This window comes from Luteococcus sp. H91 (assembly GCF_038433135.1).
GTDB lineage: Bacteria > Actinomycetota > Actinomycetes > Propionibacteriales > Propionibacteriaceae > Luteococcus.
Genome location: NZ_JBCDMV010000002.1, coordinates 161,005 through 173,244 on the forward strand (window position 1 = coordinate 161,005; position 12,240 = coordinate 173,244).

Genomic DNA, 12,240 nt, shown 5'->3' on the forward strand with positions numbered 1-12,240 from the left:
CTAGGTGGTCTAGAAAAATCGTTGCTCTTGGTGATCTCTCAGGTGCTGAGCTCACCCTGGACCCGGACGGTCGCCTCGCCGCCGATCCAGGTCTCGGAGCCGTCGTCGCGTACCGTCACCCGGCCGGCGCGCCCCACCTGACCGCCCTGCGTGGCCACGTACTGCGCGGGTACCACGCCCCGCCCGCGCAGCCACTGGGCCAAGGCCCCGTTCAGGGAGCCGGTCACCGGATCCTCTCGGTCCTCGGCGATGGCGCGCACCTCGTAGGCGGCAGGGGAACCGGCGTCCTCCAGCCCCACCAGGCCGATGCGGACGCCGGGCCGGTCGGTGCGCGGGCTGACGGCCCGCACGGCGTCGGCATCGTGCAGCTGCAGGAGCTGCCACGGCGGGCCGTTCACACCCCAGGCATGGGCCACGACGTCCGCTGGTGTCAGGTTGAGCACCCGCACGGCCTCGGTCAGGTCCTCGTCGTCCAGGGGGCCGGTGCGGATGCACGGCGGGGTGGCGAAGGCCAGGTCATCCCCGTCGATCCGCACCGGTACCAGCCCGGCACCACATTCCTGCACCACGGTGCCTGGCCGGTGCGGGCGGCCGCCCAGCTCCAGCCAGGCCCGGGCTGTACCCAACGTGGGATGGCCGGCGAAGGGGAACTCTTGGCTGGGGGTGAAGATCCGCACTCGGTAGTCCGCCTGCGGCGTGGTGGGGCGGAGCAGGAAGGTGGTCTCGGAAAAGTTGGTCCAGGCCGCGATCCCTTGCATCTGCTCCGTGCTCAGGCCGTCAGCCTCGGCGATCACGGCGAGGGGATTGCCGCTGAACGGGCCGGTGGCAAAGACGTCGATCTCAAAGAAGGGGTGGCGCATCCCCCCATCTTCGCGCAAACCACACAGAGGGTCGGGGGACCCAAGATCCGGCCGCCCGAGCCGGTCCGAGCAGACGCCATGCGATAACGTGGCCGAAAGTGACGCGGGGTGCCACCCTCTGTGAGTGATGGTGGCTGAGAACACACCCGTCGAACCTGATCTAGTTCGGACTAGCGAAGGGACGTCTCTCTCATGAGTACATCCAGTTCACCCGTCACCCCCGACGCGCTGGCGGGCGCCCTGCGAGCGCTGCGCGAGCAGACGCCGCTGGTGCAGTGCCTGACCAATATCGTCGTCGCCCAGTGGACGGCCAATGTGTTGCTGGCCGCCGGGGCCGCCCCCGCCATGGTGGACAACCCGGAGGAGTCCGGGATCTTCGCCGGCGTCGCCTCCGGCGTGCTGGTCAACACCGGGACGCCGTACCGCGAGACCTATGAGGCGATGCGGGTGGCCTCCCGGGCGGCCAACCAGGCGGGCACGCCGTGGGTGCTGGATCCGATCGCGGCCGGCGGCCTGCCGGTGCGCACCGCCTTCGCCGTCGAGGCGCTGGCCAACCATCCGACGATCATCCGCGGCAACGCGTCGGAGATCTCCGGGTTGTCCGGTGGCGCGGGCGGCCGGGGCGCCGACAGCACCGCCGCCCCCGAGGAGGTGCTGGAGCTGGCCCGAGAACTGGCCTGCGCCAACCAGTGCGTGGTGGCGGTTTCCGGGGCGGTGGACCACATCACCGACGGTGACCGGCTGGTCCGGATCCACAACGGTGACCCGATCATGACCCGGGTCACCGGCGTCGGCTGCAGCCTGGGCGGCCTGATTGCGGGCTTCGCCGGTGTCGCGGAGCCCCTGCTGGCAGCCAGTGCCGCGACCGCGCTGATCTGCGTGGCGGCGGACAAGGCGGTTGCCGTCAGCGACGGCCCGGGCAGTTTCGCCGTCGCGCTGCTGGACCAGCTGGCTATGGTCACCCCGGAAGAACTCGCTGACAAGGTGCGACTGTCATGAAGCTGTTCGATCTGACCTGTTATCTGATCACCGACACCGGCATCTGTGGCGGCCCCGATCGGGTGGTGCAGACCGTGCTGGCGTCGGTGGCCCAGGGCGCCACCTTCGTCCAGGTGCGAGACCCCGATCTGCCGGACCGGGACTTCCTGGCCCTTTCCCGCGCCGTGGTGGAGGCCGTCGCCGGCCGGGTGCCGGTGGTGCTCAATGACCGGGTGCACCTGGTGGGGCCGGCCGGCGCCGACGGGGCGCACATCGGGCAGGGTGACCTGCCGCCGCTGGAAGCCCGACGGTTGCTGGGCCCCGACGCGATCCTGGGGCTCTCGGTGGAGCAGCGCTCCCACATCGAGGCCGCCAATGCGCTGCCGGACTGGGTACTGGACTATCTGGGGATCGGGCCGGTGTGGGCCCAGCAGACCAAGCCGAATGCTGCCCCGCCGATCGGCCCCGACGGGCTGGCCGAACTGGCCGCCCTGAGCACCCTTCCGAGCTGTGCGATCGGCGGTGTGGGCGGGCCCGGCCGGATCGCCCCGCTGCGGCATTCGGCCGCCGGCATGGCGATCGTGAGTGCCATCTGTGGCGCCGAGGACCCGGGCGCCGCCACCGCCGCCATCCTGCGGGAATGGCAGCAAGCAGGTACCGCAACCACCATCCCCGAGCCTGTCGAGGGGCCGGAGAACGAGGTGCGCCCATGATCCCCAAGGTCCTGTCCATCGCCGGCGTCGACCCCAGCGGCGGCGCCGGAGTCTTCGCCGACCTCAAGGCCTTCAGCGCGCTGGGTGGCTACGGCATGGGCATCATCACCGCCCTGACGGCGCAGTCCACCCGCGGTGTTACCGGCTTCGTCGCCACCGATCCGGCCTTCGTCCGGCAGCAGTGGGACACCCTGGCCGACGACATCCTGCCCGATGCGATCAAGATCGGGATGCTGGCCACCGCGCAGGTGGCCGAGGTGGTGGGGGAGATCATCGACGACTACCGGGCGCGCGGTGGGGAACACGTCGTGCTGGATCCGGTGATGGTGGCCACCAGCGGCGACCGGCTGCTGGATGCCGACGCCGAATCCGCGGTCCGAGCACTGGTGGGCAAGGCGTCGCTGATCACCCCGAACCTCCCGGAGGCGGCGGTGCTGCTGGGCGTCGACGAGGTGAGCGACGACGCCCGGATGGCGGCCCAGGCCACCGCGCTGCTGGAGCTGGGGGCGCAGCGGGTGATGCTCAAGGCCGGGCACCTGGCCGGCGCGACGTCGGCGGACGTCTACGCCGATGCGCACGGCGTCGCCGAGCTGACCGCACCCCGGGTGGCGACGAAGAACACCCACGGCACGGGTTGCACCTTGTCGTCGGCCATTGCGGCGCTCCGGCCGCAGCGCGCCGACTGGCTGGAGGCCGTCACCGACGCCAAGACCTGGCTGACCAGCGCGTTGGAGCATGCCGACGAGTTGACGGTGGGGCATGGGCACGGGCCGGTGCACCACTTCTGGGACATCTGGCCGGAGCAGTCGTCGTAGGTGGCCTCGACGGGCTCGGCCGCCGTGGTTGCGTCGGACGGGCAGTGAGGTGCCCACGATGCCCGAACCTGTCGAGGGCCCTGGGTCAGGGCTTCGCCGCGCCAATCTTCTTGTGCACGATCGTGTAGAAGACCCCGATCATGATGCCGCCGCCGATGATGTTGCCGACGGTCACCGGCAGGATGTTGCTGGTGAAGATCCCCGTCCAGCTGAGGTGGCTGAAGGCGTCGGCGCTGGTGGCGGTCTCGGCCCAGAAACTGGCCGGCGCCCAGGTCTTGAGCATCATGGCGAAGGGCAGCAGGAACATGTTGGCCACCGAGTGCTCGAAGCCGCAGGCGACGAACATGGCGATCGGCAGGGTCAGCGCGATGATCTTGTCCGTGGCGGTGCGGCCGGCGTAGGTGAGCCAGACGGCGAGGCAGACCAGCAGGTTGCACAGGATGCCCAGCGCGATCGCCTCGACGATGGTGTGCGAACACTTGGCGTCGGCAGCCTTGAGCGCGCCCAGCCCCAGCGCGCCCTTGCCGGATTCCCAGCTGCCGCCCAGCCAGATCAGCCCGGCCAGGGTGAGGGCGCCGAAGAAGTTGCCGACATAGACGATCGCCCAGTTGCGCAGCACCTGCCCCCAGCTGACCCGCCCGACGGTGCGGGCACCAAGCGCGAGCGTGGAGCCGGTGAACAGTTCCGCGCCCGTCAGCACCACCAGGGCCAGACCGACGGTGAAGACCAGGCCGCCGACCACCTTGGCCATGCCCAGCGGCATGGCGGCGGCGCCGATCTGGCTGGTCAGGAAGAAGAGCATGCCGATGCCGATGAAGGTGCCGCCGGTCAACGCCAGCATGAAGGTCTTGGCGGCGGGCGCGTTGACCTTGGCCGTGGAGCCGTCGATGGCGAAGTCGGTCATCTCCGCCGGGCTCAAAATGGGCTTGAAGCCGTCCATCGGTGGTTCCCCTCGTGGGCGCTGCCTGGATCGTCGAAGCTGCGCAGAATCCTAGACCGCCGCGGTATTGCCGTCGGCAATCGGGGCCCTGTCTTTTCGGTTTGGGGTCAGGCGACGGGCGGAAGGCCCAGCCGGGTGCGATGGGCGCGGACGGCGACGGACAACAGCTTGGCGGTCTGTTCGGGATCGCAGCCCCTCACCAGCGGAATCTCCAGGCCGCGGAGGTCCGGGCGGTGCGCCAGCTTCATCCGCGCGGTGCCGTGCTGGCGGAGCCAGACGAGCCCGTCGTCGGTGAGGGACAGGACGGGGAACTCCTTGGGGCCGCGGTCCGTGCCGGGATCCGTGCGTCGGAAGGCGCCGCCGATCAGCGGCCAGGCGATGACCGGGGAGCCGTCCACGGACAGGCCCTCGGGCCGGATCCGGTAGGTGCGGCGGACGCGGGTCAGGCTGGCGAACCCGGCCAGCGTCGCGACGGCCATGGCCAGGCCGAGGGCTGCGGCCACGATCCGCACCAGGGTGTTGGTGGAGCCGATCGCCACGGCGACGGAGGTCAGCACGAGGGCCCCGGGTGCCGCGGTGCGCCACATCAGCGACGAGGTACTACCCGGCAGATCTACCCGCTGGTCGCGTTGGACCGCGATTGTCAGCTCGGCGGGGGTGGCCATGCCCTCACCCTAGTGGGAGGCGGGTTCGTCGACCTCGCTACGTGCCCTCCCGAGCCCGTCGGGGGCCGCCCGGATCGAGCAGGACGTCGCTCGATCCGGGCGGACCTGCTTCAGCGGATCGGCTGGAAGACGTCGGTGACGAGGTCTTCCGGAGCCGCCTGGTCGGGGGTCACCAGGTAGTGGTTGAACGGCTTGGCTGCCAGTGTCCCGTCGTTGCGCAGGGTGAGGCCGTCGGCGACCAGCCGGCTGCTGATCTGGTCGTGGGCGGCGGTGATCTGGTCATAGGGTCCGGCGACGTGCGCGACCAGGCAGTCGCGCGCCGGCAGCTCCAGCACCTGCAGCGGTGCCGCGACGGTGGTGCCCGGTGCGACGGGGAAGAAGACCGACAGTTCGACGTCGTGTTCGGTGTACTCCTCGCAGTGCTCGATGACGCCACACGGGCCGATGGGCGTGATGCCCTGGGCCTGCAGCAGCGGGAAGAACTGCTGCCACAGCTGGCCTTCGTCGGAGTATCTGGGTACGACGCCGTGCAGGGCGACGACGGTCTGGGCGGGGACGGTGGTGCGTTCGACGGTGATGGACATGCTGGGCTCTCCTTGGGTGAGAAGTGTGGTGATGAGGGCCAGCCGGGTCTGGGCGGCGCGCTGTTCGTCGACGAGGGTCTGGCGCTGCAGTTCCAGCGCGCTGGCCCAGGCCGGCGTCCCGCGGGCGGCGAGGAGGGCTGAGATGGCGGAGACGCCGAAGCCGACGTCGCGCAGGTTGCGGATGTCCGCGGCATCGCGCAGCTGCTCCGGGGAGTAGCGGCGGTAGCCCGTCCACGCGTCGACGTCGGCGGGCACCAGGACACCGTGGGTGTCGTAGTGGCGCAGCATCCGCACGGACAGGCGGGTCAGCGAACTGAACTCGCCGATCGTCATGAGCTTCGTGGTCTCGGCCATGGCTCCACTGTGGCGCCTGACACGGTGGCAGGGTCAAGCGGGGCAATCAGAGCGACGACGGCAGCGTGACCTGGCGTAGGTCGGTGGCCTCGGTCAGGGCATTCAGGACGCTCAAGGTGGGTTCGGCGTGGATGCCTGGCAGGTCCGCCACACCCTCGCCGGTGAAGGCCAGCCGCTCCCGCTCAAGGTCGAACTGGGCATCGATGCCCGGCTTGTTGCCGCGGACATCCAGCCGGTGCCAGGCGCCGTCGACGTGGATGGCGACCAGCCCGTGCAGGACGGGGCCGTCGTCGCCGTCGATCAGCTGGTAGGCCAGCCCCGCTGGGATCCCGGAGCGACGAAAGAGCGCCGCGGCCAGATGGGCCTTGGCGTAGCAGAGCCCGGTGCCCTCCTCCAGCACCTGGTAGGCGGTCAGCGTCACGGCTGTGTCCCCGTGGTCCAGGGAGTGCCGGACCTCGTCGCGCACGAACTCATAGATCCGACGGGCGGCGGTCAGCTGGTCCGGTCTGTCAGCGGTGAGCCGGTCATGCAGCGCGGCCACGTCCTGGTTGTGGTAGGACATCACCCAGGACCAGGCCAGGAAGCGACGGCTGATGGGTGGGTCCGGGTCGGGATCGCGGTGGGTGAACACGGCGCGCAGCATCTCGGTGAGCTCCTTGTGGCCCTCGGCTACCGACTGGCCCAACAAGGCCCGATAGCGGTCCGCGGCGTCGTCGTGGCCGATGGCGATCAGCATCTCGTCCAGGCCGATGCCCTCACAGCGCACCTCCCGCAGCCGGTCCTCCTGGACGTCCACGATCACGTCGTAGCAGAGGAAGTCCACGTCCTCGTAGCCGCTGCCGTCGGGCAGATCGGGGAAGTCGGCGCGGATGGTGCTCAGCGGCACGCAATAGGTGGCGTTGGCCGTGCACCCATCGGCGCCGATCTGGGCGGGCTGGAAACCCACGCCCTCCAGCACCGGCCAGAGGGTCACGTCGAGCTGTCGCAGGGCGGCTTCGGGGCTGGTCATGGCTCCACGGTATGTGGGCACCGTGGGTGGACGCACCCGCATTTCGGCCGGGCAGGGCGTACCGGGCAAGGTCCGAGGTCTCGTCGCGTGGTTGGTGGCGGACAGACATCGGCAGATCCGGAGACTCGTCGCGGGGAGATCATGCCCTGGGCGCCGCCGCGTACGCCGTGAAAGCGGTGTCCCTGACCCGCGGTGCCGATGCGGTTGATGACGAAGTCGCCTGGCAGATCTCCCACCTGACACCTGAGCAACGACGGGCCTTGGCGTTGCTGCCCGAGGTCGGTTGCAGTGAGCCGGGTCCGCTGGGGCCGGGCCTGTTGAGTCGCGGATTCCTTGGCGACGTGGTCCGTCGGATCCAGACGTCGATCGCGGGGGAGTGAGACCAATGCAGAACGCCCTCGGGAGCCAGAAGCTCGCCGAGGGCGTCGTCCCTGGTGGGGAGTGGCGGAGGATACGGGATTTGAACCCGTGAGGGCGTGAACCCAACCCGCTTTCCAAGCGAGCGCCATAGGCCTCTAGGCGAATCCTCCGTGGGAGAGCGTACACGTTCGGTTCACCTTGTCGCCAATCGGGCCGCGGACCCTGGGTCAGTCCTTGTGGCTGATTGCGAAGGTGGCCTGCGCCTGGGCGATGTCCCGGCCGTCGGCGACGCGGGTCACCTCGGCGGATACCAGGGCCAAGGACTTCGAGGTCTTCAGTACTTCGGCCCGGGCCTCGAGCTCGTCACCTGGCTCCGCACCATTGAGGTAGGTGACGGTCATCTGCACGGTCACCACCGTCGCGTCATCGTCAACCGCCTCGCGCACCGCCTCGCCCATGGTGGAGTCCACCAGAGTGGCAATCAGGCCGCCATGGACGCCGCCGTTCGCATTGGCGGCCCAGTCGGCCGTTCTCACCCGTGCGTGCGGGCCATCGCCCACGTGAACCTTGTTGTTCTCCAGGAATCCCATGGGAAGGACGTTAGAACCTCACGGTGGGGGAGCGCATCCCCTCGAATGGGTGATTGTGGGAGGCATGCCAAGGCCCCGCCCGCGCAAGGCGCGAACGGGGCCCAGGCCACAACGCTCAGTGCTTGTGGTTGTAGAGCTCGTCGTACAGCTCGGCGGGGGTGATGTCGTCGGCGTCGGGCACGGCGTGCTTGCGGCCGAAGAACCAGGCCACGCCCAGCAGCGCGAACCACAGCGGGGTGACCATCAGCGCCTGCAGGGTGTCCTTCTCCTGCGTCAGGATCACCAGGACGAAGGCGAAGAAGGCCAGCACCACCTGGGGCATGAAGCGGGCGCCGGGCATCGGGAAGATGCTGCGCTCATGCGCCTGGGGGAAGCGCTTGAGGTAGCGCATGTAGCTGAACAGGATCAGCCCCCAGACAAAGATGAAGAGCACCGCCGAAATCGTCGTGACAACGGTGAACGCGCCCATGATGGAGTCATTGAGCATCAGCAGGATGGCGCTCAGGATCAGCGTCACGCTCATCACCAGCCCGGCCACGGGCACACCATTGCCGGAGAGTCGGCCGAAGCGTTTGGGGGACATGCCCTTGTGCGCCAGGCCGTAGAGCATCCGCGACGTGGAGTAGATGCCCGAATTGCAGGAGCTGGAGGCCGAGGTCAGCACCACGAAGTTCATCACCGACGCCGCGGCGCTCAGACCCAGCAGGCCGAAGAGGTTCACGAAGGGGCTGACGGCCGGGTTCACCTCATCCCACGGGGTCACCATCATGATGGCCAGCAGCGCGAAGACGTAGAAGAAGATCACCCGCACCGGGATGGAGTTGATCGCCTTGGGCAGGGTCTTCTCCGGGTCCTTGGCCTCGGCCGACGTCGTGCCCACCAGCTCGATCCCGACGAAGGCGAACACGGCAATCTGGAAGGCCGCGAAGAAGCCCTTGACGCCGGTGGGGAAGAAGCCGCCATGGCTCCACAGGTTGCTGACGGCGGCGGTCTGGCCATTGGGCGCCTCGAAGTGGGTCACCACCATGAACAGCGCGGCGACGATGAGGACCACGATCGCGATGATCTTGATCAAGGCGAACCAGAACTCCAGCTCGCCGAAGAGCTTCACGGTGAGCAGGTTGAGCCCCAGCAGGCCGATCATCACGGCGGCTGCCAGGGCGACGGACAGTGGCTTGTTGTGCACCCAGTAGTCCCAGTAGCCGCTGATCGCCACCAGGTCTGCCATGCCGGTGACCACCCAGCACAGCCAGTAGGTCCAACCGGAGAAGAAGCCGGCCCAGGGCCCGAGCATGTCGGCGCTGAAATCCTGGAAGCTCTTGTACTCCAGGTTGAACAGCAGCAGTTCGCCCATGGCGCGCATCACGAAGAAGAGCATCACGCCGATGATCAGGTAGACCAGTACCAGCGACGGCCCGGCGGCGTGCACGGTCTTGCCAGAACCCATGAACAGGCCGGTTCCGATGGCGCCACCGATCGCGATCAGCTGGATGTGGCGGTTGCTGAGGCTGCGTTGCAGGTGACCTTCTTGCGGTGCGGGCTCGCTCATCGGCGGCTCCCTTCCAGGAATGCGGAGCCGGGCCCGTCGGCCCAGCGGTCAAACGCTAGTGGGCGTTTGCCGCAGCGGGAGGGTGATTCCAGCCAGCGACCCTCCACCCGTCGCGCATCGACGATTGGTCCCGGCGTGAGGCTGGCGCTAAAGTAGACCCAAGGTCCCCGCGCGGTGGTACCTCGCCCAACTCCCCCAGGGTCGAAAGACAGCAAGGGTAAGTGAGCTCTTCCAGGTGCGCGGGGGCCCCTTTACGTTTCCGGCGGGCGTGAGCAGCCCCCGAGAGGCTCGGGGATCGTCTTTGGATTGGCTGCTCAGAGGTCAGCCGCGGAGCAGATCGCGTCGCTGGTAGCCGGCCAGGCCCACGCCAAGCCCCAACACGCAACCCACTGCCAGAATCCAGATGGCCGTCGCATTGGCTGACTCAACGGGTAGCTGCCCCACCCAGTGCAGGGGCGAGAGGTCCCGGGCCCACTCCGGCAGGCGCAGCGGCTCGCCGAGCAGGCCCACCACCAAGGCCCACGCGACGGGTAGCCAGACCGCTGCCCGCCATCGCGGTACGGCGGCCACCAACAGCGCACCCAGGGCCACCAGCGCCAGGCAGGGCGCGAGCAGCTCCACGCCGGCCCGGGTCGCATCGTCCAGAGAGGCGCGGGAATCCATCACCTGCCACTGGGTCAACCCCAGCGCCGCGGAGGATCCGAGCAGGGTGACGGCCGTAGCTGCCAGTCCCAGACCGGTGAAGGCCAGCCACCACCGGCTTCGGGGCGGGCGGCCGGCGGCCAGCAGCCCCGTCCGGGCCGAGGCCTCCTCCGTGCCCAAGCGCAGGACCACATTCAGCCCGGCCGAGGTTGCCATCAGGGAGCAGCACAGCAGGCCCATCACGGTGGACAGGTGGCGGGCATCGCCGCCGAAGGCCTGGGCCAGGCTGGGATTGGCCTGGACGGCATCGACGAATTCCTGGGACATGGCACCGATCGCGCCCGACCAGACCAGCGTCCCCAGCAGCCAGCCCAGCAGGCCGCCCCCGCACAATCGCCAGGCCAGACCCCACGGGCTGGCCAGCGCAGCCCTGGCCGTCGCGCTCCCCAGGCGCTGCGGGAACATGCCCGAACCCAGATCCCGTCGGGCACAGACCAGCGCGGCCAATCCCACCCCGGCAAGTGACTTCACCACGAAGGCGATCACGGGCCACCACTGCCACCGTCCCCACGGATGGGCCTCCGCCACCCAGCCCAGCGGGCTCAGCCAGGTCAGCCGGAGATCGAGCCCGTCCACCACGGCCCGGCCCAGGAAGAAGACCAGGATCGCGACCAGCCCGGCCGAGGTGGCGGTCCGGGAACTGGAGGCTACTTGGGCCAGCACCAGCCCGAGGGTGCTGAAGCCGATCCCGGACAGGCCCAGAATCAGCAGGTAGCGCGCGCTCCCGCTCAGCGGGAAGTCCTGCGCAGCCAGTCCCGCGACTCCCAGACCGCCGAAGAGCAGCCAGGCCAGCGCGCAGGAGAGGGCCGCCGCCAGGGGAACCGCGGTTCGGGCGATCCGGCCGGAGGTGACCAGCTCCAGAATCCCCGAATCCTCCAGCCGTCGGGTCAGCCGGACGGCCATCAGCAGCCCGATCAGCGGGATGGCCAACTGCCCCATGAAACCCACCTCATAGGCGGCGATGCCGCCCAGCGTGTCCAGGTCATGGCCGCGCCCGTTAAAGGCGGCCGCGGCGGGGGATGCGCCCATCGTCTCTCGGTAGACGGCCCGCTGCTCCGCCGCCGGATAGAGTTTCGCGATGCCGCCAGCGACCGCGCAGACCAGCCCGGCGAGCAGCACCGGCGCCACCAGCAGCAGGCCGCGGGTGGTTCGCCACTGCAGCCGCACCAGCTGCCAGATCCCCGTCGCGCTGGTCATTGCTGCTCCTTGCCATAGTGCTGCCAGAACAGCTCGTCCAGGCTGGCGGGTGTGACGGTCAGGGTGGTCGGCCGTTCGCTCGTCAGGGTCTCCACCACGTCGACGACGGATTCCGGGCGGACGCTCAGGCTGAGGTGCAGCCCGTCGCGGCTGGTCTCACGGTGCGTGACCCCAGCCAGCGCGGCGCGGGCGGGCAGCGGGGAGCTCAGTCCGGCCTCGATCCGGACCAGGGCTCCGGCGCGAAGGGCGTCCAGCGTGTCGGTGACCACGGTCTGGCCAGCGCGGATGATGGTCACCCGGTCGCACAGCTTCTCCACCTCGGCCATGATGTGGCTGCTCAACAGCACGGTGCGGCCCTCGTCGGCGATCTCCCCGATGGTCTGGATGAAGCGCTCCTCCATCACCGGATCCAGCCCGGAGGTCGGCTCATCCAGCAGGAGCAGCTCCGCCCGGGTGGCCAGGGCGGCGATCAACGCGACCTTCTGCCGGTTCCCCTTGGAGTAGGTGGCGGCCTTGCGTCGCGGATCCAGCTCGAACCGATCGATCAGTTCCGCGCGTCGGGTGGGATCGAGGCTGCCCTGCAGCCGGCCGATCAGGTCGATGCACTCGCCGCCGCTCAGGCTGGGCCACAGCGCGGTGTCGCCCGGCACGTAGGCGAGCCTGCCGTGCAGGTCGGACGCCTCGCGCCACGGGTCCCGACCGAAGAGGGTGAGGTTGCCGCCGTCCAGTCTCAGCTGGCCCAGGATCGCGCGGATGGTGGTGGACTTCCCGGCGCCATTCGGGCCGAGGAATCCGTGCACTTGGCCCCGGGAGACCGTCAGGTCCAAACCGTCGAGGGCGCGGACCCGGCCGAAGGACTTCGTGATCCCCCGGGCATCGATTAGCAAGTGGCTGTCATGTGAGAGTGACTTTCTCATGGCTCAA

Annotated in this window: 13 protein-coding genes, 1 tRNA gene, 1 other RNA gene and 1 riboswitch; of the genes, 5 read left to right on the forward strand and 10 right to left on the reverse strand. The window is 69.3% G+C overall.

The window, feature by feature from the left end; genetic code table 11:
• Window positions 1-38 precede the first annotated feature (38 nt).
• Window positions 39-860 carry a PhzF family phenazine biosynthesis protein gene (locus AAEX57_RS01450; protein WP_342090456.1) on the reverse strand — a complete coding sequence of 274 codons (822 nt, stop codon included), beginning with the start codon at window positions 858-860 and terminating at the stop codon, window positions 39-41.
• Between the two features lie 94 nt (window positions 861-954).
• A riboswitch (TPP riboswitch) is annotated at window positions 955-1,059 on the forward strand.
• On the opposite strand from AAEX57_RS01450, the gene thiM reads away from it, so the two are divergent.
• The 3 genes from thiM to thiD all read left to right on the forward strand — a co-directional run bounded on the left by thiM (window position 1,053) and on the right by thiD (window position 3,366).
• A complete protein-coding gene (gene thiM, locus AAEX57_RS01455; RefSeq protein WP_342090457.1) occupies window positions 1,053-1,859 on the forward strand; it encodes a hydroxyethylthiazole kinase in 807 nt (268 codons plus the stop codon). Its footprint overlaps the riboswitch before it by 7 nt.
• Window positions 1,856-2,551, forward strand: a complete 696-nt coding sequence (locus tag AAEX57_RS01460; protein ID WP_342090458.1) for a thiamine phosphate synthase — start codon at window positions 1,856-1,858, stop codon at window positions 2,549-2,551. The genes thiM and AAEX57_RS01460 overlap by 4 nt, the downstream gene beginning before the upstream one ends.
• Window positions 2,548-3,366, forward strand: a complete 819-nt coding sequence (thiD, locus tag AAEX57_RS01465; protein WP_342090459.1) for a bifunctional hydroxymethylpyrimidine kinase/phosphomethylpyrimidine kinase — start codon at window positions 2,548-2,550, stop codon at window positions 3,364-3,366. The genes AAEX57_RS01460 and thiD overlap by 4 nt, the downstream gene beginning before the upstream one ends.
• 85 nt (window positions 3,367-3,451) lie before the next feature.
• Here thiD and focA read toward each other — a convergent pair whose 3' ends face one another.
• The 4 genes from focA to AAEX57_RS01485 form a co-directional block, all read right to left on the reverse strand.
• Window positions 3,452-4,270, reverse strand: a complete 819-nt coding sequence (gene focA, locus AAEX57_RS01470; RefSeq protein ID WP_342090460.1) for a formate transporter FocA — start codon at window positions 4,268-4,270, stop codon at window positions 3,452-3,454.
• 143 nt (window positions 4,271-4,413) lie between these two features.
• The gene (locus AAEX57_RS01475) at window positions 4,414-4,971 is read right to left on the reverse strand and encodes a hypothetical protein (protein ID WP_342090461.1); all 558 of its coding nucleotides are present in this window, start codon (window positions 4,969-4,971) and stop codon (window positions 4,414-4,416) included.
• A 110-nt stretch (window positions 4,972-5,081) separates the two neighbouring features.
• On the reverse strand, window positions 5,082-5,909 hold the full coding sequence (locus tag AAEX57_RS01480) for a MerR family transcriptional regulator (protein WP_342090462.1): 828 nt from the start codon (window positions 5,907-5,909) through the stop codon (window positions 5,082-5,084).
• A gap of 46 nt (window positions 5,910-5,955) precedes the next feature.
• A complete protein-coding gene (locus tag AAEX57_RS01485) occupies window positions 5,956-6,918 on the reverse strand; it encodes a transglutaminase-like domain-containing protein (protein WP_342090463.1) in 963 nt (320 codons plus the stop codon).
• An 11-nt stretch (window positions 6,919-6,929) separates the two neighbouring features.
• Here AAEX57_RS01485 and AAEX57_RS01490 point away from each other — a divergent pair, with 11 nt between their 5' ends.
• Window positions 6,930-7,298, forward strand: coding sequence for a putative immunity protein (locus tag AAEX57_RS01490; protein ID WP_342090464.1), 369 nt, complete (start codon window positions 6,930-6,932; stop codon window positions 7,296-7,298).
• A 62-nt stretch (window positions 7,299-7,360) separates the two neighbouring features.
• Here the strand turns inward: AAEX57_RS01490 and AAEX57_RS01495 are convergent.
• The 3 genes from AAEX57_RS01495 to AAEX57_RS01505 all read right to left on the reverse strand — a co-directional run bounded on the left by AAEX57_RS01495 (window position 7,361) and on the right by AAEX57_RS01505 (window position 9,417).
• Window positions 7,361-7,448, reverse strand: a tRNA-Ser gene (locus AAEX57_RS01495).
• Between the two features lie 57 nt (window positions 7,449-7,505).
• Window positions 7,506-7,868, reverse strand: a complete 363-nt coding sequence (locus AAEX57_RS01500; protein WP_342090465.1) for a PaaI family thioesterase — start codon at window positions 7,866-7,868, stop codon at window positions 7,506-7,508.
• A 115-nt stretch (window positions 7,869-7,983) separates the two neighbouring features.
• Window positions 7,984-9,417 carry an amino acid permease gene (locus AAEX57_RS01505; RefSeq protein ID WP_342090466.1) on the reverse strand — a complete coding sequence of 478 codons (1,434 nt, stop codon included), beginning with the start codon at window positions 9,415-9,417 and terminating at the stop codon, window positions 7,984-7,986.
• Window positions 9,418-9,575: 158 nt separating this feature from the next.
• On the opposite strand from AAEX57_RS01505, the gene ffs reads away from it, so the two are divergent.
• Window positions 9,576-9,672, forward strand: an RNA gene (ffs, locus tag AAEX57_RS01510) — signal recognition particle sRNA small type.
• Between the two features lie 66 nt (window positions 9,673-9,738).
• Here ffs and AAEX57_RS01515 read toward each other — a convergent pair.
• Window positions 9,739-11,316, reverse strand: coding sequence for an ABC transporter permease (locus AAEX57_RS01515; RefSeq protein ID WP_342090467.1), 1,578 nt, complete (start codon window positions 11,314-11,316; stop codon window positions 9,739-9,741).
• Window positions 11,313-12,233, reverse strand: coding sequence for an ABC transporter ATP-binding protein (locus tag AAEX57_RS01520; protein ID WP_342090468.1), 921 nt, complete (start codon window positions 12,231-12,233; stop codon window positions 11,313-11,315). Before AAEX57_RS01520 ends, AAEX57_RS01515 begins: the two co-directional genes overlap by 4 nt.
• Window positions 12,234-12,240: the final 7 nt, after the last annotated feature.

Coding starts and splice junctions, on each gene's coding strand:
- AAEX57_RS01450 (WP_342090456.1), bottom strand. CDS start 860: ATGCGCCACCCCTTCTTTGAGATCGACGTCTTTGCCACCGGCCCGTTC.
- thiM (WP_342090457.1), top strand. CDS start 1,053: ATGAGTACATCCAGTTCACCCGTCACCCCCGACGCGCTGGCGGGCGCC.
- AAEX57_RS01460 (WP_342090458.1), top strand. CDS start 1,856: ATGAAGCTGTTCGATCTGACCTGTTATCTGATCACCGACACCGGCATC.
- thiD (WP_342090459.1), top strand. CDS start 2,548: ATGATCCCCAAGGTCCTGTCCATCGCCGGCGTCGACCCCAGCGGCGGC.
- focA (WP_342090460.1), bottom strand. CDS start 4,270: ATGACCGACTTCGCCATCGACGGCTCCACGGCCAAGGTCAACGCGCCC.
- AAEX57_RS01475 (WP_342090461.1), bottom strand. CDS start 4,971: ATGGCCACCCCCGCCGAGCTGACAATCGCGGTCCAACGCGACCAGCGG.
- AAEX57_RS01480 (WP_342090462.1), bottom strand. CDS start 5,909: ATGGCCGAGACCACGAAGCTCATGACGATCGGCGAGTTCAGTTCGCTG.
- AAEX57_RS01485 (WP_342090463.1), bottom strand. CDS start 6,918: ATGACCAGCCCCGAAGCCGCCCTGCGACAGCTCGACGTGACCCTCTGG.
- AAEX57_RS01490 (WP_342090464.1), top strand. CDS start 6,930: ATGTGGGCACCGTGGGTGGACGCACCCGCATTTCGGCCGGGCAGGGCG.
- AAEX57_RS01500 (WP_342090465.1), bottom strand. CDS start 7,868: ATGGGATTCCTGGAGAACAACAAGGTTCACGTGGGCGATGGCCCGCAC.
- AAEX57_RS01505 (WP_342090466.1), bottom strand. CDS start 9,417: ATGAGCGAGCCCGCACCGCAAGAAGGTCACCTGCAACGCAGCCTCAGC.
- AAEX57_RS01515 (WP_342090467.1), bottom strand. CDS start 11,316: ATGACCAGCGCGACGGGGATCTGGCAGCTGGTGCGGCTGCAGTGGCGA.
- AAEX57_RS01520 (WP_342090468.1), bottom strand. CDS start 12,233: ATGAGAAAGTCACTCTCACATGACAGCCACTTGCTAATCGATGCCCGG.